The following is a 19,658-nucleotide window of genomic DNA, read 5'->3' on the forward strand; positions in this document are numbered from 1 at the left end:
GACGCGGCTCAGTAACGAGCAACGATGGCATCGCCGTTGAAGCGGTAGTTCACGCCGAGCTTCACGAGGTGCAGGTCATGGTCGACGTTTTGGGTACTGATCCGTGTGCTCAGCGCGATCGCGGCCGGACCGAAGTACAGATAGTCGTACTCCAGTCGCGCCGAGAGATTGCTCGTCAGCGCGTATTCAAGGCCAACGCCGCCGGTCAAACCGGTCCGCTGGTGGTTTATGTCGGTTGGAACGGGCGTGCCGACGAAGGCCTGGTAGGCAACATTGGCCCATGCAACGCCGCCCTTGGCGTAGACCAGCACGCCATCAAACGCGTAGCCGATGCGACCAGTGCCGGTCGCCAGTGCCTGGTACGACACCGCAAGGCCGGACAAAATGGGGTTCGCTGGATCAAAGGGCCGATTGCCCTTGATCGACGCCCAGGAGAGATCGAGTTCGGCACCGACCACGATGTTGTCGAACTGCCAATTGCCGCCGACCTGCGCACCTGCAATTGCGCCACGCGTGTCCATCGTGAAGCGATCCTGCGCGAAAGCGAAGCTCGGGTCGACAAGCCGGCTGCTGCCCATGCCATAACCGCCATGAGCACCAATGTAGAAGCCGTTCCAGAGCGGCACCGGAGCGACGACCGGAGCCTTCACGGTCATGTCGGCTGCGTTCGCCGATGTAACAGTGAGCGACATGGCCGCGAGAATCGGCGTGACGGCAGCGGCACGTGAGAGCAAGCGGCGCGCCGATCGCGAGAGAGAGGTTGTCATGGGATGATCTTTCAAAATACGGAATTGATTTATCGGATGAGGTTTCGGGCGCTTCACCAGGCGTACATGAAGCCCGCGCGGCCGAGGCCGCGGACGTCACTCCACGATTGCGCCGGGATCGCCGTGCCGAATTCCGTCTGCGTCCGGTTGGTGTTGGACGTGAGGCTTCCCTTGTCGAGGCCGAGCGAGAACCCGCCCGAGAACACGAAATTGCCGGAGACCCGCACCAGGCCCGAGAAGCCCGCGGCGTGCTGGCCGTCATAGGTCGCCCAGTGGGTCGAGACCGCGTAGTTGGTGCCGGTCGGAAGCCACGGCGCGACGAGCGACGCAGCCATCGCGGTACCGGTCGAAGCGCGGGTCTGCGCACGCGCGAGATCGAACTGGTTCGTCGCGATCTGGTTGGCGTTGGTGCAGGTGTCGGTGCCCGGAATGTAGAAGAAGCCGGCGCCGTACAAGGAGCAGACCTTGACGTACTCGACTGGAGCGGCGGCGTGGCTTGGTGCGGCGATCGTGGCGCCGAGGCCGGCGGTGACGACTGCGGCGATCTTGGACATGGTGGACATGATGTTGTCTCCGAGGATTTCTGTTGAATGTTGTTTCGATGTGCCGGGGAATTAACGCGGGAGGCCGCCGTCGCCGTTGAAACGGACGTTGATGCCGGCCTTCACCACCTGGACGAAATGCTTGATCTCGGAGGTCGTGTCCTGGCTCACCCAATGCAGCGTTTCGGTGGGGAGAAAGATCGCGTTGTATTCGACCTTGGCAGAGACGTTGCGCAGGAAGGCCACTTCCAGGCCGACGCCGCCAACGGCACCGAACAGTTCGCGGTTGTAGTTGGTGATCTCCGGGGTGAACCGCGACGAGAGCTCCATGCGGGCATAGGCGGCACCGCCCTTGGCATAGGCGAGCCATTGCCCCGATGCGTAGCCGACACGGCCCGTCGCGGTCGCGAGGGCGGTGTAGCCGACCCCGTTGGTGGTGCTCGACGTGAGAAGGGGCGAGGTGCTGGTGTTGCCCTTCACGAAGGACCAGGAGCCGTCGACCTCGGCACCAAGGACATAGTTGCCCAGCTGCCAATTGTAGCCGAGCTGCCCGCCCGCGAGCGGTCCGTTGTAGGAGGCAAAGAACGGATTGTTGGCGGGGCTGTTGAGGGGATCGCGAAACTCCGACTTCCCCCATCCCCAGCCGCCATGGACACCGGCGTAGAATCCGGACCAGGAGACGACGGGTGCAGGCAGCGGACCGCCGGCGAAAGCAGGTGAAGTGATAATCGCGCTCACCGCTGCAACGGTGGCGGCGAGTCTGATGCGGTGAGTTACGGAACGTCCTGATTGCGTGTGCATGTCGATGTCCATTTCCTTTTCGAATTCAAGATTGGTGTTATTATATTTCTCTATTTTAGATTGTGTCTTGAGACGCAACGTTTGGATCAAGCCCTTGCTTGCTTTTGAACGAACGAAACCGGCGACCGCGCAGCTTGCGGATCGACGGGACGAACTATCGGTTGTTGGAAGAACCCGTGCGCAGTCTAGGACAATGCGCTCCGCGTCCTATCGACTGGCGAACTAGGGGCGCGCGATCCGTAAGGATGTGCTTCCGTAGTCCCCTTGTGTTGTCATGACTGCTGCCCCCACTTTTGATTGAGGCCGATCTTAGGCACGACCTTTCGGATTGCCAGTCGCGTCAAAGTCACAGTTGCTGATTGTTTCCCGCGCGTTTCTCATTCGGTGCACAAACGCAAGACAACGCATGAATGGACGTTAATATCGCTACGCAACAGGTGAGCTCTGACGCGATTTGCGCAGAGCCGCGCCGATGAACATGCGATGAGGCAAGCGCCGCTATCGTCGACTCGATTCTGATGCAGGCCGGCCCCGCGTGCAGGCGCTGCTTGATCTACAGGAGGTCCAGATGCTCTACCCGATGTCGCCCAAAGTCGTCGAACTCAAGCGCAAGCTCGAAAGTTTCATGGACCGGCACATCTATCCGAACGAGGAGCGCTTCTATCGCGAAGCGGAGGAGCTCGGACCGTGGAAGGTCTATCCGGTCGTCGAGGAGCTGAAGCCGCTGGCGCGCGCCGAAAGTCTCTGGAATTTGTTCCTGCCGGAGTCCGGCCACGGCGCGGGTCTCACCAATCTCGAATATGCCCCGCTCTGCGAGGTGATGGGGCGCACGCATCTGGCGCCCGAAGTGTTCAACTGCTCGGCGCCCGACACCGGCAACATGGAGGTGCTGGAGCGCTATGGCACGGAGAAGGACAAGGAGCGCTGGCTGAAGCCGCTGCTCGCCGGCGAAATCCGCTCCTGCTTCGCCATGACCGAGCCCGCGGTCGCATCATCCGATGCGACGAACATCGAAAGCTCGATCGTGCGCGACGGCGACCATTACGTCATCAACGGGCGGAAATGGTACACGACCAACGCGACCGATCCGCGCTGCAAGATCTGCATCTTCATGGGCAAGACCGATCCGGACAATCCCGACCGCCACAAGCAGCAATCCATGATCCTGGTGCCGATGGACACGCCGGGCATCGAGGTCAAGCGTCCGCTGCCCGTGTTCGGCTTCTACGGCGTGCCCGACCGCGCTTCCGAGGTCGTCTTCACCAATGTGCGCGTGCCCAAGGAGAACATGCTGCTGGGCGAAGGCCGCGGCTTCGAGATCGCACAGGGCCGCCTCGGCCCCGGCCGCATCCATCACTGCATGCGGCTGATCGGCCTTGCCGAGCGTACGCTGGAAAAGATGTGCCGCCGCGTGCGCAGCCGCGTCGCCTTCGGCAAGCCGGTCTCGGAGCAGACCGTGACGCAGGAGCGAATCGCGGAAGCCCGCATCATGATCGAGCAAGCCCGGCTGCTGACGCTCAACGCCGCCTATGCGATGGACACCGTCGGCAACAAGGTCGCGAAGGCCGAGATCGCGATGATCAAGGTCGCCGTGCCCAACATGGCCTGCCAGATCATCGACTGGGCCATCCAGGCGCACGGCGGCGGCGGCACCTCGAACGATTTCGGTCTGACCCAGGCCTACGCGACCGCGCGCCTGCTGCGGCTTGCCGATGGGCCGGATGAGGTGCACCGAAACCAGATCGCGCGGTTCGAGCTGAAGAAATACTCGAATGCCTGAGCAGACGCTGGTTCGTCAGTCCCGAGCGGAACGCCTGAGCGTCGAAGTCTAATCGATGCTTGGCGGCTCCTGGATGGGTGCAGAGACATTTTGCTTCGAAATCGCTTCGAGCATCGCTCCGAAAATGATGATCGGCAGATAGAACGCAAGCATGATCGTATTCCTCCTGCTGTGACAACCTTGGCCTGCAGGACCGGGTTCCTCAAATTGACACTCGCCCGCCTCGGAACAATTTCGTCGGTTACCTAGCTACCGACGAAACCGAGTCGCAGGCAGTATCAGGAACGCATCGCGTCAATCGCATGGGCGATCAGAACGACTGCGCTCGCGGCAATGAGAAACACAAACAACCAGCTCATGTCCGCCTCCGATCCCGGAAGTGAACGCGGTCATCCATGCACAGTCAAAAACCATCGGTCTGGAACCGCTATTCAACGGCTGGCTGATGCTTCGCAGCAACATTTGCGTCCGCTCGCGGCTCTATCGGCAGAATGCCAAAAGGAGCAACGCGCCGACGACGCAAGCTGCCAGGACTAAGAACCAAACGCCCATACGGTCCCCCGACTCACACAAGCGCGTCAGGATTAGCCCTGCGATTTGGCATTGAAACGCCTGTTGGCGGTTTTCCCCAAGCCAGGCGCGATCCATGGACCCGCTGCGTTAGTCCAATACCTCTACCGTCGCAGAGCGGCCGGCGACGAGCGAGATGGTGTCGGGGACATTGTCCAGCGCGATGCGCACCGGGACGCGCTGGGCGAGCCGCACCCAGCTGAAGGTCGGGTTGACATTGGCAAGCAGGTTCGCGCCCTCAGCGCGGTCGCGGTCCTCGATGCCGGCGGCGATGCTCTCGACATGGCCCGACAGCGTAACCGTTTCGCCCATCAGGCGGACCCGCACCTTGTCGCCGGTGCGGATGCGCGCGAGCTTTGTCTCTTCGAAATAACCCTCCACGTGCAACGTATCCGTGTCGACCAGCGCCATCACGCCCTTGCCGGCCGTGACGTAAGCGCCGGGACGCAGATCCATGTTGGTGATGACACCGTTCACGGAGGCGTGGACCTCGCTGCGATCGAGGTTGAGCTGGGCGACCGCGCGGTCGGCGACGGCCTGATCGAACGCCGCCTTGGCCTGGAGCTGGGTGGCCAACACCTGCTCCTGCTTCTGCTGCGATACCGCATCGGTGGTCAGCGCGCTGTAGCGCTTCAAATCGGAATTGGCCTGGTCGAGCGTGGCCTGATGACCCGCGACCGATGCATCGGCTTGCCGCAAGGCCAGCGCGAAACGTTCGCGATCAATCCGGAACAGCACATCGCCGCGATGGACTTTCTGGTTGTCCTTGACCAGCACCTCCGTGACGAACCCGGAGACGTCAGGCGCGACCTGCACCACGTCGGCGCGGACGCGGCCGTCGCGGGTCCAGGGCTGCTCCATGTAATAGACCCAAAGTTCACGGCCGACCGCGAGCGCGGCGACGACGGCGAGAACGGTCAGCGCAAGGCGGCCAAACCAGGCGAAATTCCCCTTCATGGCAAAAACTCCGAGAGATAGACGACGCCGCCGAGAAGACAGACGAAAATCGCGAAATCGAACAGCGCGCGGTGCCAGACCAGCCGGTAGAGATCGAAGCGCTGCAACAGCCGGCGCAGCACCGCGCTCAGCGCATAGGCGACGATGATCCACAGCAGCAACGCCGGCACGAGCACGCCATAGATGTCGATCACGTATCTCATGCGGCAACACTCGCGCCTATACGCGGCCGGTAGGCCGGTGCGTCCGGGAACAGGCCGCGGCGGATGCCGACGAGGCCGATCAGAGCGTCTTCGCGCGCGCGGTCATTGGAATCCGTCACCGCCTTGGCCAGCGCCCGATCGACGCTGGTCAACAGCTCGGTCGGCATTCCTCCACCGGCATGGCTGCGGCAAGCGATCGCGAGCTGATCAAGCATGTCGTCGATGACGGCAATGGTGGTTGCGGCAAGCCCATAGCGGGCGCGGCGCAGGTCGATGATATTGATCCCGATTCGAAGCTGCACGAGGCTGTCGGCATCGTGGCGATCGCTCTCGGAGAGGAAGGCGATCCGCTGCACCAGAAGGCCCAGACGGTGCAGCATGAGGCCCGCAAACTCTGCCCGATCATGCTTGCCACGGCGCTCGGCAGCGACCGCGAGCGTCTTCCAGCTCGATAGCACCAGGCGATTGGCGATCCACTCGGCGCCGACCCCGCGCGCGATCCGCGTCACGAGCTCGGCGATGACGACGCCGACGAAGAAGGCGACCGCGGAATTGGCATAGGATGCGAAATCCGCGCTGTAGGTCGATTGCAGCGCCAGCAGCGTGGCCGTGTTGGCCGCGAGCGCCATGCCTGTTCCCGCCGTTGCCGGCCGTCCGATCAGGAAGCCGTAGAGCAGGAAGGTCGGCGCCAGCGCGACGATCAGAACCTCGATATGAGAGATCGCGGGCACCAGCGCGAACAGATAGATCGCGACGACCACGATGGCGACCAGCGACCACAGGCCGAAACTGCGGATGAAACGTGCGGGCTCGTCCTGCGCGGCAAAGAAGGAGCATGCGACCGCCGCCATCATCGGCGCCGAGGCGCCGTCCGGCCAGCCGGTCCCGATCCAGAACGCGCAGCAGATCAGGATGGCCGTGGCCGCGCCGGCCGCCGACCACAAGGCAAGGCCGCGGTCGCGATGGCGCACCGGCGCGGCACCGGCCTCGGAACGGAAGGCCAGATCGAGCGTCGAAACATTGCGGCTCTCGGCGATGGCCTCGCTGAGCACGTGGCAGTCGCGCGAGAGGTCGACCAGCTCGCGCAGCCGCAACAGCAGACTCGTGGTGATGATCCGCTCCCATGAGGCGCTGTCATCGAGCACCGCCTGTCGCTCTGCAATCATGGCGCGGATCGGCTCGGCCGGTTGCCGCGCGCCGACATCGCTCGCAATCCATTGCGCAAGATCCTCCAGCAGCCGCTTCAGCTCGGGCTGCCGGCGCATCGCCTCTTCCCCCAGCGCTGCCAGCCGATCCTCCAGCGAGGCGATCACCGGCAACAGCATCAGCATGCGCAGCCGGATCTCGCCGAGGCCAGTCACCACATTGCGATCGGTCAGCCGGTCATACGCGAGATGGGTGGAAAGCGTGTCGATCTCGACGATGTCGGTCGCAAGCTTGAGTCGCCTGCCGCGGCGCGTTTCACTCGTTCCCTGACGAAGCAGCACCGCCTGGCTCAGGCGCTGCGCATCCGACATCCAGGCGTCGACGCGGTTGGCAACGGCCGGCGCGACGCTGCGGGGAAAGATGATGGTGGAGACGAGGCTCGCGCAGATGATGCCGAGGGAAATCTCCTCCACCCGCGCAATGGCGGTATCGAAGATGGCGCCAGGCTCGGAGACGGAGGGAAACCCGATCAATGCGACCGTGTATCCCGCCAGCATGAAGACGTAGCTGCGCGGCGTGCCATCGAGCAGCGACAGATAGAGGCAGAGCCCGACCCAGAGCGCGATCGCGAGGCAAAGCAATTCCGGCGCATCGATCAGGTTCGGCACCAGCGCCACCGTCATGGTGGCGCCGACCAGCGTGCCCATGACGCGGAAGAACGCTTTTGAGCTGGTCGCGCCCGCCAGCGGCTGCGAGGTGATGTAGACGGTCGCCATCGCCCAATAGGGCCGCGGCAGGTCCATGGCGAAGGCGATGACGAGCGCCAGCATCGACGCGGCAAACGTCTTCAACGCAAAAATGACGTCCGCGTGGCGGACCAGGAACGGCTCTTGCGCACGCATGCTATTTCGTCTCTGGACCGGTCTTGGTGTCCTGCAGGCGACTGGCCCGCTGTTCGATGCGCTGAAGAGTTTCGAAGGTTATCGCAAGTTCGTCCGCGCCGATATCCTTGAGCAGGCTCGCCCGTACCCGGCGCAGCACCCGGTTGGTCTCTTCGACCTTCGCCTCGCCCGCTTTGGTCAGATGTAACGTTTTGGCACGGCGGTCGCTCGGATCCTCGCGGCGTTCAACCAGCCCCTCGGCCTCGAGCAGATCGATCAACCGGACCAGCGACGGCCCCTCGATGCCGAGCTCGTCGGCGAGCACGCCCTGGCGCACGTTCTCGCCCTGACGCGACAGCACCAGCAGCGGAATCGCGGTCGCATAGGACAGGCCGTGATCGGACAGCGCCTGATCCGACTCGCGGCGCCAGATGCGGGCCAGTCGCGCGATCAGCCGGCCGATCTCACCGTGGATATGAGCCTGCGAGGGAGCCATGCAAATTAGATAGGACGCGAACTATTAGCCTGCAACTATATAATCCGGCGTGTCGCAATCGATCACGCAAATGCGACCGAGGACAGCGCTGGATGGGACCGGGTTCCGCGACCGAGGCAAGGGAGACGATAGCGGGCGAGAGCACGCTGACGCTGATCCCGACCTTCGTGGTCGTCGCTGTGGACGCGACGGGCATGGGAATCATCCTGCCGCTGCTGCCGTTCTACTCGCAGCGGCTCGGCGCAACGCCGTTTCTGCTCGGCGCACTGATCTCGGTCTATGCCGCCTGCCAGCTCGTCGCCGGCCCCGTGGTCGGCATGCTCTCGGATCGCTACGGCCGGCGGAAGGTTCTGGTCGTCAGCCAGATCGGGACCTTCATCGGCTTTATCCTGCTCGCATTGGCGGGCAACCTGACGCTGGTGTTCCTGGCACGCATCATCGACGGCCTGACCTCAGGCAACATTTCGGTTGCTCACGCCTATGCCGCCGAGCACAGCGCGCCGGCAACACGCAAGCAGGCACTCGGCATGACCAGCGGTGCGATCGGAACCGGGCTGCTGCTCGGCCCTGCTCTCTCGAGCTTCCTCGTGCATTACGGCCAGACCGCGCCGGTGTGGGCCGCGGCCGCGCTCTCGCTGATCAGCATCGTTGCGACGATCGCCCTGCTCCCGCCGGATCACCCGGCGTCCGAGCCGCTCTACCAGCATCGCGTGCCCGAGCCGACGCTGACCCGCAGCCTGCTCGGCATGCGCTATGCCTGGCGGCTGCTCGGCCTGCTCATCGTGTTCTTCTTCGTCAACTCGATGTTCCTGTCGCAGATCGGCCTGTTCCTGTCGGCACGGTTCTCCTGGGATGGACATCCCTTCGGCGCGCGCGAGCTCGGCTGGATGTTCGCCTATGCCGGCTTCATCAACATGGTGGTTCAGGGACTGCTCATCACGCGTGTGAGCATCATCGCGTCAGACCGCAGCATCGTGATGGCCGCGTTCGCTTGCATGGGTCTCGGATTTGCCGGACTTGCGGCCCGCGACAATGTCGGCCTGCTCGCGATCAACCTGACACTGATCATCGTCGGCACCATGTTCGCGCGCAGCACGCTGACGGCCGAGCTTTCGCGCTCGACCGCGATCAATCGTCAGGGCATGATTATGGGCCTGAACCAGTCGCTGATGTCGGGCGCGAATATCAGCGCGCCGCTCCTGAGCGGCGCGCTGATCGGTCATCGGCTGTTCGTTCCGTGGGCGCTTGCTATGGCCGCCATCGCGGCGATCGGCGCGGCGTTGGCGGGCCAGTTACTGGACACGCCGCGGGCGCGCTAGCGCCCTCGCCTCAGTTCACCACGTAGACGTCGGGATCGAAGCTCGAGCTCGGCTTCTTGAAGGCGTTGCGCAGGGCCGCCGACATCGGGACATTGTAGTTGAGGCCGTTCGGCGGCGTCGGCGATTCCAGCCAGCGCTTGTAGAGCACCTCGATCTCCGGGCTCGCGTAGAGCTCGGCGGTGGCGCGGTCGGCGAGCGCCTTGAACGGCGCGTCTTCCCGCCGCAGCATGATCCCGAAGGGCTCGGCCTTCGAGAACGTCTCTTCGCTGATCATGAACAGCGCCGGCTCCTTCGAGCGCGCAATCGCGACCGCAAGCTGGACGTCGTCGAGTGCGTAAGCCTGAGCGCGGTCGGTTTCCAGCAGCAGGAACGCTTCGGCCTGATCCACGGCCGGCATGATTCTGATGCCGAGATTTCGCTCGGTGTTGACCTTGGCGAGCTGATTCAGATTGACCGAGCCTGCCACCGCCGTGACGGCCTTGCCCTTGAGATCGTCGATGGTGTTGATCTTCGCGGCTTTCTTGGCTGCAAACCGGGTCGCGCTGAGGAAATGCGTGTTGGTGAAGGCGACCTGCTTCTGGCGGTCGGCGTTGTTTGTTGTCGCCGAGCAGTGCAGATCGAGGGTGCCGTTGACCATCAGCGGAATCCGGTTTGACGACGTCACGGCGAGCGTGTCGACGGCGATGTCGGGCATGCCGAGCTGCTTCTTCACGGCATCCACGATCTTGAGGCAGATATCCATCGCAAAGCCGATCGGCTTCTGGTTGCCGTCGAGATAGCTGAACGGAACCGAGGCCTCCTGATAGCCCAGCGTGATCTTCTTGGTCTCCTTGACCTTCTGGAGCGTGCCGGACAGGTCCTCGGCCGAAGCTGCGCCCGCAAGACATGTGACGGCCAGGATAATTGTGGGAAGACGCATCGCAGGGCTCCTCAAGGGGGTCATGGGCTGCGCCGCAGCGCAACTCCAGGGTTCATAGCCCACAGCCCGGATGATCGCCAGACGAGGTTCCGTCTATCAGCTATTGCGGTTTTGTATGTACCACTGCGGGAGAAAATACCGTGCCGCGCCGTCAGGGTTGAGCGCGCTGCAGCGCAGGCGTCTCTGGTCTGACAACCAGTCAGCACAAGTTTTCAGAGTTGGCGCGCAATACCTTGCCTCTCGCGAGGCTGCCTCTCTCCTGCGGTTTGATCCCACATCGATTGCCGTGCGCTGCCTCGCCAAAACCGGTTGCCGTAAGCGCGGCCGGGACAACAAGGGATGGACGGCCGGGTGGCAAGTTCCGGGGAAACGCGTCGCGGCGCGAGCGAGGTGCTGCGCGTCGAAGGGCTGACCGTGCAGTATGGCGCGCTCGTCGCCCTGCGCGACGTGAGCTGGTCAGTCCATAACGACGAGATCCTCGGCATCATCGGCCCGAACGGCGCGGGAAAAAGCAGCTGCTTTGCCGCCGTCACCAATGCCGTCACCCATCGCGGCCACACATTCCTCGACAAGGCCGACGTCTCGGCGCTCCGGACGTTCGACCTCGCCGGCCGCGGCCTGCGCCGCACCTTTCAGCAGAACTCGTTCTTCGGCGAGCTGACCGTCCTGCAGAACGCGGTCTCGGCCATCTTCCGCGATTTCTCGACCGATCTCGCCACATCCCTGTTCGCGCCCTGGCGCGAGGCCACCACGCGCCGCGCAGCCGAACTGGCGGCCGCACAACTGCTCGACTTCTTCGGCATCGCCCGACAGTACCACGACCACCTTCCCGGCGACATTCCCTACGGCGTGCAGCGCCTGCTCTCGGTCGCACTCGCCTATGGCACCGGCGCAAAGGTGCTCCTGCTCGATGAACCCGCGGCCGGCCTCAGCGGCGGCGACATGAAGAAGCTCGCCGACGTCCTGATTGGCCTCCGCAAGCGTAACCTCGCCCTCGTCGTCATCGAGCACCACATGGACCTCATCATGTCGATTGCCGATCGCATCGTCATGATCGACCAGGGTGCCATGCTGGCGACGGGAACGCCTGTTGACATCCAGCGCGATCCGCGCGTGCGCGAAGCCTATCTGGGACGCGACGAATGAGCGGCGTACTCCAGAGCGACGGTCTCTCAGTCCGCTACGCAGGCAATGTCGCGGTGTCAGGCGTCAATATCGGCGTGCCCGCGGGGCGAATGGTTGGCCTCGTCGGCGCCAACGGCGCCGGCAAGACCACGCTGGTCAATGCGCTCGCCGGCTGGTCCCGTGGCCGCGCCGTGGTCACCGGCAGCGTCCAGCTCGAAGGACGCAGCATCGAGAAACTCGCCGCGCACGAGCGGGTGGCGCGCGGCCTTACGCTGGTGCCGGAAGGCAAGAACATCTTTGCGGAGCTGACCGTCGACGAGAACCTGGCACTGGTGCGGCCGCCCGCGGACACGACCGGCCGGCATCTCTTCACCATCCCCGAGGTTTTCGAGTTCTTCCCGCGCCTCGCCGAGCGCCGTTCGCACAAGGGCGCAGCACTCTCCGGCGGCGAACGGCAGATGCTCGCGGTCGGGCGCGCCTTGCTCGCCGGCCCGCGCGTGCTGATGCTGGACGAGCCTTCCGCGGGCCTCGCGCCCCGGCTGATCACCGACCTGCTCTCCCGCATCCGCCTGCTGGTCGATCGCGGCCTGCCGGTGCTGCTGGTCGAGCAGAACATCAAGGCGGCGCTGAAGGTGGTCGACCACCTCTACCTGCTCGAACGCGGCAAGATCGTCGGCGAAGGTCCTGCCGACGTCATGGCCGCGGACCATCGCATCATCGAGGCCTATCTCGGCACCATCGCCGATGGAACGCCGGCATGAATATCGCGCAGCAGGTCATCAACGGCATCGTGCTTGGCTCCGGTTATGCCTGCATCGCGCTGGGCTGGACCATTTTGCTCGGCGTCGCACGACTGGTGAATTTCGCCCATGGCCAGCTCTACATGCTCGGCGCCTTCGTCACCTGGTACGCCATCACCAAACTGGGCCTGCCCTACCCGCTCGCCATTCTGGTGGCGATCATCGTGCTCGGCGTGATCGGCCTCCTGATGCAGAACGCGATGATGCGCCTGGTCATGACGCAGAACCTGACCAGCCTGATGATCGTGACGCTCGGTCTCGGCTACGTCCTGCAGGGCAGCAGCGCGCTGATCTTCGGCGGCAATCCGCAGACGCTGCCCGGAACATTGGCGCGCGCCAAGATCGACATCGGTCCGCTCTGGTTCACCTGGCAGGACGTGCTGGTGCTGGTCGTAACCCTTCTTCTTTACGGCGCAGTCTGGCTGTTCACCCAGCGAACCCGCTTCGGCTCGGTCATCCGCGCCGTCGCCGAGGACCCGAAGCTCGCAGAGCTGTTCGGGATCAACGCAAAGTTCGTCTATCTCGGCGTCTTCGTGTTCGAATGTTCCGCGGTCGCGCTGGGGGCGGCGCTGGTGGCGCCCCGCTCGCCGATCCTGACCAGCATGGGTTTCAACGAGGTCATCATGACCTTTGTCGTGGTCGTGCTCGGCGGCATCGGCTCGATCGGCGGCGCGCTCGCGGCCGGGCTCGGGCTCGGCCTATTCACCGCCTTCTTCGGCGCGTTCGTCGCGCCGGCCTATACGACGGCGGCGGCCTTTGCGCTGTTGCTGGCGCTGCTCGTGATCCGTCCCGCGGGGCTTGCAACCAAATGACCGCGATCGAATCCCCGCAGCCCGCCTCGATCCCGTTCCTGCGCCTCACCGTAGTTGCGGCCTTCGTCGTGATCGGCTTCTTCCTGCCGCGCCTGCTGGGCGGTACCTCGGTCGCCTATTCCACGCTGACCACGATCGCGATCTTCGCGGTGATGTGCTACGGCGCCGACATCGTGCTGTCCTATCTCGGCGAGGTCAGCCTCGGCCACACCGTGTTCTGGGCCATCGGCGGCTATGCGGCCGCGAACCTCTCGGTCAAATACGGCCTGAACGGCTGGGCGACGGCGGCCGCGACGATCGCGCTGTGCCTCGCGGCCGCGGCCTTCCTCGGCGCCGTCACCTTGCGGACCCGCGAGTTCGTGTTCTCCCTCGTGACCTATGCGGCCGCCGTGGTCGCCTACGAGATCGCGTTCAACTGGGACGCCGTCGGTGGGTCCGACGGCATCGTCGGCATTCCGCCGCTGAAACTCCCATTGCTCGTGACCAACTTCTCCGGCGCGATGCAGGAAGATCTCTGGCCGATCGCCTTCGCGCTGCTGCTGCTCACCCTCGCCTTCATCGCGCGCTTCCGCCGCTCGCGGCTGGGCACCACCGCGCTGATGGTGCAGATGAACCCCGCGCTGGCCGCAAGCCTCGGCGTCGATCCGCGCCGGATCAGGCTCGCCGTGTTCGTGATCTCGGCACCGATCACCGGGCTTGCCGGCTGGCTTTACGCCTATCAGCGCGCCTATGTCGGCCCCGACATGTTCGAGTCCTACTTCCTCGTCATGATGCTCACCGCGATCGTGCTGGTCGGGCGCCGTATCCTGCTCGGCCCCTTGATCGGCACCGCCCTCCTGATTGCCCAGCAGAACTTGCTGTCGCTCGGCGGCGACTGGAACAAGATCGTGTTGGGATCGGTGCTGGCGCTCGTCCTGATCTTCTGGCCCGCCGGGCTCGTGGGCCTCTACCGCCGTATCACCAAGAAGACGTAGAACGCATTGGGAGGAAGCGCATGCACAAGACGAAACTGGCTCTCGCGCTATTGTTGGGTCTCGCATCTGTGCCAGCCGTGGCGCAGGACATCAAGGTCGGCACCATCTTTCCGCTCAGCGGCGGCGCCGGCCCTGATGGCCAGACCGTGACCAACGCCGTCAAGCTGATGGTCCAACAGATCAACGACAAGGGCGGCCTGCTCGGCCGCAAGCTGACGGTGATCTCCAAGGACGACGAGAGCACGCCCGCGGTCGGCGTCAGCCGCGCCAACGAGATGGTTGCCGAGAAGGCGGACATCGTCATCGAAGGCTGGAACTCACCGGTCACATTGGCGATGCAGCCGATTCTTGCCCGCGGCAACATTCTCGACTTCACCGCGGTCTCGAAGTCGGATCTGATCCTCAGCGGCGAGACGAACCCTTACGCGATGCGCATCAACAGCTCGAACGGCTTCGACGCGGAAGTCATCGCAAAATACGTCGCCCAGACGATGAAGGCGAAAAAAATCGCGTTCCTCACCCAGAACGACGTCTATGGCAACGGCTTTCAGACCGCCGTCGAGGCCGAGTTCAAGAAGATGAACTTTTCGGGCGAAGTCATCATGACCGAAAAGTTCGCGTTCAAGGACACCGACTTCCGCGTCCAGCTGACCAATATCAAGGGCGCCAATCCAGACGCCGTCATCGTCACTAGTTCGTCGAATTCCTCAGGCCTTCCCGCGCTGGTCGACCAGTATCGCCAGGCCGGCATAAAATCCACCTTCGTCGGCGCCGTCGGCATCATGCTGAGCACCGTGTACAAGGTCGCCGGCGACGCCAACAACGGCGTGATATCGGCCGACATCTTTTTCCCCGATCTGCCGCCGTTCACGACGCAGCCGGAGAGCGTAGCGTTCGTCGCGGCCTACAAGAAGGCCTACGGCGTTGATCCGGACAAGAGCGCCGCGCTCGGCGCCGCCGCCGTGCAGGTGTGGGCGCAGGCGGTCGAACAGACCAAGTCGCTCGATCGCAAGACCGTGGCAGAGGCGATCCGCGGCAAGCCCGTCAAGGGCACCGTGTTCGGCGACGTCCAATTCCTGCCGAACGGCCAGATGCAGCCTCGCTATGTCGTTTTCGAGGTGGTCGACGGCAAGAACACCAAGCTCAAGGCATTGCAGTAACGACGGCATTCGTGCCATTGGAAGCGCTCGCCCGATCGTCAGGCGGGCGTTTCCCTGGTCGCCTCCTACTCGCAAATGAGCTGCTGCTCGAACCAACCGGAGACGCGCTCCGATAGGGACGGCCACATGCGCTGAAAACTTCCGAGCTTGCCGACATTGACGCGGTACATCGCCCGCAACTCCTGCTCGATGGCCGGCAGGTCAACGCCCATGCAGGCCCCGTCCTTCGCGATCGTCTTGCCGGCGACGACGACCTCCTTCACCAGCGACGCATTGCCCCGCGCGAACAGAAGCGCCATGGGGTCGACGGGCATGATCTGATCTCGGTCCAGCCGGTCGAGGTCGATCACGACGAAATCGGCGGGATTGCCTGCGACGAGCCCGCCGCTCCCGGGCGCGCCGGTGGCACGACGCCCGTTGCGGACAGCAAGCGCGAACATCTCGGCCGGCGTCCAGGTCGCCCTGAAGCCGAGGCCGCCATGGGCCATCTGCACCAGCCGCATCTCGCGCAGGATGTCGTCGTCCTCGTCCAGCGCCAACCCGTCGACGCCGACCGCGATGGCGCAGCCACATTTGTGTGCGGCGGCGATCGGGGCGAGCCCCGAGCGCAGATGCATGTTCGAGCTGAAATTGGTGACGATGCGCGCGCCGGAGGCCGCGATCATCTCCAGCTCATCGGGACGGGCGTGGATGCAGTGCGCCAGCGTCAGCCGCTCCGAGAGGAAGCCGATATCGCGCAGCCAACGCACCATGTCCGGAAAGTTTTGGTCGGCCCAGGCGCGCTGATAGACGGTCTCCAGCAGATGCATGTGAATGCGGCGGCCCGTCTGCGCCGAGTTCTCGGCGACCGCCTCCAGCAGCGGCTTCGAGCACCATTGCACGCCGGCGGGTCCAAGCTGCACGTCGACCATCGGGCCGAAGATGGCGGCGGCAATCGCATCGGTCAGCTCGATATAGGCCTTCGGAGACATCGGCGCGCGGACAAAGAGGTCTTCGATGGTCTTGCGGTCGTCACTGGGGAGGTCGGAGAGAATCGGCTCGGCATCGCCATAAACGATTGGATTCTGGTCTCGCACCGCGAGGGCAAATGCCACGTGGATGCCGACATCGGATGCCGCCCTCGCAATCGCCTTGGCTTCATCGAGCAACGGCATCGTCCCGCTTGGGCGGGTGTAGTGCACCATCATCGCCGCGCAACCAGCCTTGGCGGAACGGGCCAGTGCAGAGGCCGCGGTCAGATATGGATCGACCGGCGTGCCGAGCGCGGTCCGCAGGATCCAGCTTTCGAGCGGCATGCCGACCGCGCCGAAAGATGATGCGGTCGCGCGGGCATGATCATGGGCGTTGACGAAGGCAGGAATGACGAAGGAGCGAGGCCCGCCAGCAGGCCCCGCTCCTTCAAGAATGTCGGTGATGATACCGTTATCGTACCGCAGCACGACATTGTCGGTCACACCGAGATCAGGGCCACGGAACAGGCTGGTTGCCGCAATCTCCGTGGCCATGACGGTCTCTCCAAAGATCTGTGAAGATCAGTTGGCAGTATACACCAGCTCCCGCTCCGCACGCGGCGGCAGGAATTCGCGAGAGAACACCTCTGCGGGTGTCGGCGCGCGGGCGAGCTGATAGCCCTCCACCACAATGCCGATCGCGCGCGTCATGCGGTCGTCCTTGATGTCGCCGATGCCGATCTCCTTCATCTCGGGCGAGACGATCAGCTTGTCGAAGGAATATTGCAGCCGGCGTTTCTCGACGGCGACGTCGATCAGATTGTCGTAGTTCAGCGCCGCCTTCATGCCGGCGTTCTGGTCCTTGGCCACTGCAATCGCGCCCTTGTTGATGGCGCGCACGAGCCCGGCCACCGCCTTCGGGTTCGACGCGATCAGCTTCTTCGAGACCATCACGCCGTTGGAGTAGAGGTCGAGGCCGTACTCACCGAACGAGAACCATTTGAAATCCTTGTCGGGGTCCTGGCGGTTCAGCACCAGGTTGAAATAGCTGGTGATGTTGAACACGAGCGCGGCGTCGATGTCGCCCTTGATCAGCATCGGCTCCTGCAGGTTCGGGGCCATATTGGAGATCTTGATCTTCTCGCCGTCGAGCCCGTTCTTGCGGGTGAACACCGGCAACAGCCGCGTCGTCGGAGTGCCCTGCGCGCCGCCCAGCGTGTGGCCCTCAAAATCCTTGATGGTGTTGATGCCGCTGGTCTTCTTGGCGACGATCGCGAACGGCGGCTGGTTCCACATCATATAGACCATGACGGGCGCCTCCTGCGGCTTGGTCGAGGCATTCTGGATGATGGCATTAACGTCACCAAAGCCGGCGTCATAAGCCCCCGACATCACGCGCGTGGCAGTGGCGCCGGAGCCCTCGCCCTGATCGATGACGACATTGAGGCCTTCCTCTTTGAAATAGCCGTTGTCCTTGGCATAGAAGAATGCCGCATCGCTGCCTTGCGTCTTCCAGCCCAGCGTGAACTTGATCGTGGTTTCCTCGGCCACGGCGGCGCCCGCGGACAGAGCCAATCCCAGCAGCGCGACAGTTACTTTTCTCAACATCGAGACCTCCTCAAGCTTCGTTGCGTGACGGTTCAAGAATTCAGGTGGCGATCACGTCGTTCTTGCGCGTGGCCCAGCCGGTGACGCGCCCTTCGATCAGCGAGAACACGGCGTAGAGCGCGACGCCGAGGCCGGCGAGCACGAACAGGCCGGCGAACACGAGCGGCACGTTGAAATTGGAGGACGCGGTCATCATGACATTGCCGATGCCGCGGTTGGAGGCGACCGTCTCCGACAGCACGGCGCCGACGAAGGCGTAGGAGATCGCGACCTTCAGCGAGGCGAAGAAAAACGGCATGGTCCTGGGCAAACCTACGTTCCAGAGGATGTCGAACTTGCTGGCGCCGAGCGCCTTCAATACGTCTTCGAGCTCGGGCTCGGTGGTCGCGAGGCCCGTAGCGATATTGACGACGATCGGGAAGAAGCAGATCGACAGCGCCGTCAGCACCGCCGGCACCGTGCCGGAGCCGAACCACAGTACGAAGATCGGCACCACCGCGACCTTGGGGATCGAGGAGAAGCCGATCAGCAGCGGATAGCAGGTGTCATAGGCCGTCCTGGAGACGCCGATGATGGCGCCGAGGGCGACCCCAAGCGCAACGCCGAGGACGAAGCCGAACATGGTGGTCGCGAGCGTCTGCACGATGTGCGGCCACAGCACCGGAAAGCGCTGGAACAGCGTGACAAAAACCTGCGACGGCCGTGGCAGCACCAGGTCGGACATGCCGGTCATCAGGCAGAACAGCTCCCAGGCGACAAAGAACAACACGATCAGCCCGGCCGACCACGCCTTCTGCCTGACATCGATCCCGAACATCAGCCTGTCCCCTGTTGGGCCGCACTGCGCGCATCCTCGATGAAGGCGCGCAGCTTCTGGTTCAGCGCGACGAAATCCGGCTCGAAGGTCATGGCGACGGTGCGCGGCCGCGCGAATTCAACTCGGCTGTCGTCGAGGATGCGGCCGGGACGCGCGCTCATCACGCAGATGCGGCTGGCCAGGAAACCGGCCTCGCGCAAATCGTGCGTCACCAGCAGCACCGTCGGCTTGTGCGTCATCCAGAGGTTCTGGAGGATCGCCCACAGCTCCTCGCGGGTGAACTGGTCGAGCGCGCCGAACGGCTCATCCAGCAGCAGCATGCGCGGCTCATGGATCAGCGCACGGCAGAGATTGGCGCGCTGAAGCATGCCGCCGGAAAGCTGCCAGGGATAGCGGTTGCCAAATCCCCTAAGGCCGACCTGCTCCAGCAGCGCGTTAGCTTTGTCGCGGAATTCGGTCTTTCGCAGCTTGCGGAAATTTGAGCGGAACGGCTCGACGATCTTCAGCGGCAGCATGATGTTCCGCTCGATCGTCATCCACGGCAGCATGGTCGGGTTCTGGAAGGCCATGCCGACCCGCAGCGCCCGTGCCGCGACCTCGCGGCCACCGACGATGACGACGCCGCTGGTCGGCTGCACCAGGCCGCTGACGAGACGCAAAATGGTCGATTTGCCGCAACCGGATGGGCCGACCAGTGCGACAAACTCACCGTCGGCGATCCGCAACGTCGTCTTCAACAGGGCGGGCACGGCGCGGTCGCCGCGCCCGAAGGTCACGGAGGCCTCGGACAGCTCGATGGCAACAGGGCCGGAGCCTTCGGGAACAGGCTGGCCGTCAAATTGGGCGTTGGGTTGCATGCGCATCACAGCCAAACTGCATGCAAGCTGGGTGCCAATCGACCGGCCCCGTAAAATCGACGGTTTGGCCAAACGACGCACCAAACGGCCGGATTCGATTTAGGCAATCCAGACGCCAAACTGCATGCAATTGGAGCGCTGGATTGGCGCGGAGTTGTGCTAAAGAGTGTTCGA

General features: G+C 63.8%; 19 protein-coding genes. 7 read left to right on the forward strand and 12 right to left on the reverse strand.

All coding sequences use genetic code 11. The features are described from left to right. Positions 1 to 8: 8 nt before the first annotated feature. Genes ABIB99_RS17685 through ABIB99_RS17695 form a run of 3 tightly spaced genes read right to left on the reverse strand, consistent with a single transcriptional unit; the run spans position 9 to position 2,110 of the window. Positions 9 to 824, reverse strand: coding sequence for an outer membrane protein (locus tag ABIB99_RS17685; protein WP_354176832.1), 816 nt, complete (start codon positions 822 to 824; stop codon positions 9 to 11). Further along, positions 821 to 1,330, reverse strand: coding sequence for a porin (locus tag ABIB99_RS17690; protein ID WP_354176833.1), 510 nt, complete (start codon positions 1,328 to 1,330; stop codon positions 821 to 823). The genes ABIB99_RS17685 and ABIB99_RS17690 overlap by 4 nt, the downstream gene beginning before the upstream one ends. A 51-nt stretch (positions 1,331 to 1,381) precedes the next feature. After that, positions 1,382 to 2,110 (reverse strand): outer membrane protein, encoded by a 729-nt coding sequence (locus tag ABIB99_RS17695; RefSeq protein WP_354176834.1) that lies wholly within the window; start codon positions 2,108 to 2,110, stop codon positions 1,382 to 1,384. Positions 2,111 to 2,678: 568 nt separating this feature from the next. Between ABIB99_RS17695 and ABIB99_RS17700 the strand changes: the two genes are divergently transcribed. Next, on the forward strand, positions 2,679 to 3,890 hold the full coding sequence (locus ABIB99_RS17700; RefSeq protein ID WP_135214400.1) for an acyl-CoA dehydrogenase family protein: 1,212 nt from the start codon (positions 2,679 to 2,681) through the stop codon (positions 3,888 to 3,890). A 660-nt stretch (positions 3,891 to 4,550) separates the two neighbouring features. Here the strand turns inward: ABIB99_RS17700 and ABIB99_RS17705 are convergent. From ABIB99_RS17705 to ABIB99_RS17720, 4 genes are read right to left on the reverse strand one after another with little or no spacing between them, the layout of a single operon-like run. Next, positions 4,551 to 5,417, reverse strand: a complete 867-nt coding sequence (locus tag ABIB99_RS17705) for an efflux RND transporter periplasmic adaptor subunit (protein WP_063983918.1) — start codon at positions 5,415 to 5,417, stop codon at positions 4,551 to 4,553. After that, positions 5,414 to 5,620 (reverse strand): DUF1656 domain-containing protein, encoded by a 207-nt coding sequence (locus ABIB99_RS17710; protein WP_071915038.1) that lies wholly within the window; start codon positions 5,618 to 5,620, stop codon positions 5,414 to 5,416. The genes ABIB99_RS17705 and ABIB99_RS17710 overlap by 4 nt, the downstream gene beginning before the upstream one ends. Continuing rightward, positions 5,617 to 7,668, reverse strand: a complete 2,052-nt coding sequence (locus tag ABIB99_RS17715; protein ID WP_354176835.1) for an FUSC family protein — start codon at positions 7,666 to 7,668, stop codon at positions 5,617 to 5,619. Before ABIB99_RS17715 ends, ABIB99_RS17710 begins: the two co-directional genes overlap by 4 nt. Before the next feature lies 1 nt (position 7,669). Continuing rightward, positions 7,670 to 8,143 carry a MarR family winged helix-turn-helix transcriptional regulator gene (locus tag ABIB99_RS17720; RefSeq protein ID WP_028146632.1) on the reverse strand — a complete coding sequence of 158 codons (474 nt, stop codon included), beginning with the start codon at positions 8,141 to 8,143 and terminating at the stop codon, positions 7,670 to 7,672. A gap of 92 nt (positions 8,144 to 8,235) precedes the next feature. On the opposite strand from ABIB99_RS17720, the gene ABIB99_RS17725 reads away from it, so the two are divergent. Further along, positions 8,236 to 9,462 carry an MFS transporter gene (locus tag ABIB99_RS17725; protein WP_354176836.1) on the forward strand — a complete coding sequence of 409 codons (1,227 nt, stop codon included), beginning with the start codon at positions 8,236 to 8,238 and terminating at the stop codon, positions 9,460 to 9,462. A 10-nt stretch (positions 9,463 to 9,472) separates the two neighbouring features. Here ABIB99_RS17725 and ABIB99_RS17730 read toward each other — a convergent pair whose 3' ends face one another. Beyond that, on the reverse strand, positions 9,473 to 10,381 hold the full coding sequence (locus tag ABIB99_RS17730) for an amino acid ABC transporter substrate-binding protein (protein WP_014496061.1): 909 nt from the start codon (positions 10,379 to 10,381) through the stop codon (positions 9,473 to 9,475). Positions 10,382 to 10,732: 351 nt separating this feature from the next. Between ABIB99_RS17730 and ABIB99_RS17735 the strand changes: the two genes are divergently transcribed. The 5 genes from ABIB99_RS17735 to ABIB99_RS17755 are packed head-to-tail and all read left to right on the forward strand — an operon-like array spanning position 10,733 to position 15,252. Further along, entirely contained in the window at positions 10,733 to 11,527 is a 795-nt protein-coding gene (locus tag ABIB99_RS17735; RefSeq protein WP_354176838.1) for an ABC transporter ATP-binding protein, read from the forward strand. Then, positions 11,524 to 12,267: an ABC transporter ATP-binding protein gene (locus ABIB99_RS17740; RefSeq protein WP_063983924.1), complete on the forward strand. Its 744-nt coding sequence runs from the start codon at positions 11,524 to 11,526 to the stop codon at positions 12,265 to 12,267. Before ABIB99_RS17735 ends, ABIB99_RS17740 begins: the two co-directional genes overlap by 4 nt. After that, positions 12,264 to 13,118 carry a branched-chain amino acid ABC transporter permease gene (locus ABIB99_RS17745; RefSeq protein ID WP_063983925.1) on the forward strand — a complete coding sequence of 285 codons (855 nt, stop codon included), beginning with the start codon at positions 12,264 to 12,266 and terminating at the stop codon, positions 13,116 to 13,118. Before ABIB99_RS17740 ends, ABIB99_RS17745 begins: the two co-directional genes overlap by 4 nt. After that, positions 13,115 to 14,092, forward strand: a complete 978-nt coding sequence (locus tag ABIB99_RS17750) for a branched-chain amino acid ABC transporter permease (protein ID WP_354176840.1) — start codon at positions 13,115 to 13,117, stop codon at positions 14,090 to 14,092. The genes ABIB99_RS17745 and ABIB99_RS17750 overlap by 4 nt, the downstream gene beginning before the upstream one ends. A gap of 20 nt (positions 14,093 to 14,112) precedes the next feature. Further along, a complete protein-coding gene (locus ABIB99_RS17755; protein ID WP_166352383.1) occupies positions 14,113 to 15,252 on the forward strand; it encodes an ABC transporter substrate-binding protein in 1,140 nt (379 codons plus the stop codon). A gap of 65 nt (positions 15,253 to 15,317) precedes the next feature. On the opposite strand, the gene ABIB99_RS17760 is transcribed toward ABIB99_RS17755, so the two are convergent. Genes ABIB99_RS17760 through ABIB99_RS17775 form a run of 4 tightly spaced genes read right to left on the reverse strand, consistent with a single transcriptional unit; the run spans position 15,318 to position 19,484 of the window. Beyond that, entirely contained in the window at positions 15,318 to 16,757 is a 1,440-nt protein-coding gene (locus ABIB99_RS17760) for an amidohydrolase family protein (protein ID WP_354176841.1), read from the reverse strand. 27 nt (positions 16,758 to 16,784) lie between these two features. Further along, positions 16,785 to 17,810, reverse strand: a complete 1,026-nt coding sequence (locus ABIB99_RS17765) for an ABC transporter substrate-binding protein (RefSeq protein WP_354176842.1) — start codon at positions 17,808 to 17,810, stop codon at positions 16,785 to 16,787. Positions 17,811 to 17,850: 40 nt separating this feature from the next. Then, on the reverse strand, positions 17,851 to 18,627 hold the full coding sequence (locus ABIB99_RS17770) for an ABC transporter permease (RefSeq protein ID WP_014496070.1): 777 nt from the start codon (positions 18,625 to 18,627) through the stop codon (positions 17,851 to 17,853). Then, entirely contained in the window at positions 18,627 to 19,484 is an 858-nt protein-coding gene (locus tag ABIB99_RS17775) for an ABC transporter ATP-binding protein (protein ID WP_354176844.1), read from the reverse strand. Before ABIB99_RS17775 ends, ABIB99_RS17770 begins: the two co-directional genes overlap by 1 nt. Between the last annotated feature and the right edge of the window lie 174 nt (positions 19,485 to 19,658).

The sequence above is a fragment of the Bradyrhizobium sp. LA6.1 genome, assembly GCF_040547805.1.
Lineage (GTDB): Bacteria > Pseudomonadota > Alphaproteobacteria > Rhizobiales > Xanthobacteraceae > Bradyrhizobium > Bradyrhizobium barranii.

Coding starts and splice junctions, on each gene's coding strand:
- ABIB99_RS17690 (WP_354176833.1), bottom strand. CDS start 1,330: ATGTCCACCATGTCCAAGATCGCCGCAGTCGTCACCGCCGGCCTCGGC.
- ABIB99_RS17695 (WP_354176834.1), bottom strand. CDS start 2,110: ATGCACACGCAATCAGGACGTTCCGTAACTCACCGCATCAGACTCGCC.
- ABIB99_RS17700 (WP_135214400.1), top strand. CDS start 2,679: ATGCTCTACCCGATGTCGCCCAAAGTCGTCGAACTCAAGCGCAAGCTC.
- ABIB99_RS17705 (WP_063983918.1), bottom strand. CDS start 5,417: ATGAAGGGGAATTTCGCCTGGTTTGGCCGCCTTGCGCTGACCGTTCTC.
- ABIB99_RS17710 (WP_071915038.1), bottom strand. CDS start 5,620: ATGAGATACGTGATCGACATCTATGGCGTGCTCGTGCCGGCGTTGCTG.
- ABIB99_RS17715 (WP_354176835.1), bottom strand. CDS start 7,668: ATGCGTGCGCAAGAGCCGTTCCTGGTCCGCCACGCGGACGTCATTTTT.
- ABIB99_RS17720 (WP_028146632.1), bottom strand. CDS start 8,143: ATGGCTCCCTCGCAGGCTCATATCCACGGTGAGATCGGCCGGCTGATC.
- ABIB99_RS17725 (WP_354176836.1), top strand. CDS start 8,236: ATGGGACCGGGTTCCGCGACCGAGGCAAGGGAGACGATAGCGGGCGAG.
- ABIB99_RS17730 (WP_014496061.1), bottom strand. CDS start 10,381: ATGCGTCTTCCCACAATTATCCTGGCCGTCACATGTCTTGCGGGCGCA.
- ABIB99_RS17740 (WP_063983924.1), top strand. CDS start 11,524: ATGAGCGGCGTACTCCAGAGCGACGGTCTCTCAGTCCGCTACGCAGGC.
- ABIB99_RS17745 (WP_063983925.1), top strand. CDS start 12,264: ATGAATATCGCGCAGCAGGTCATCAACGGCATCGTGCTTGGCTCCGGT.
- ABIB99_RS17750 (WP_354176840.1), top strand. CDS start 13,115: ATGACCGCGATCGAATCCCCGCAGCCCGCCTCGATCCCGTTCCTGCGC.
- ABIB99_RS17755 (WP_166352383.1), top strand. CDS start 14,113: ATGCACAAGACGAAACTGGCTCTCGCGCTATTGTTGGGTCTCGCATCT.
- ABIB99_RS17760 (WP_354176841.1), bottom strand. CDS start 16,757: ATGGCCACGGAGATTGCGGCAACCAGCCTGTTCCGTGGCCCTGATCTC.
- ABIB99_RS17765 (WP_354176842.1), bottom strand. CDS start 17,810: ATGTTGAGAAAAGTAACTGTCGCGCTGCTGGGATTGGCTCTGTCCGCG.
- ABIB99_RS17770 (WP_014496070.1), bottom strand. CDS start 18,627: ATGTTCGGGATCGATGTCAGGCAGAAGGCGTGGTCGGCCGGGCTGATC.
- ABIB99_RS17775 (WP_354176844.1), bottom strand. CDS start 19,484: ATGCAACCCAACGCCCAATTTGACGGCCAGCCTGTTCCCGAAGGCTCC.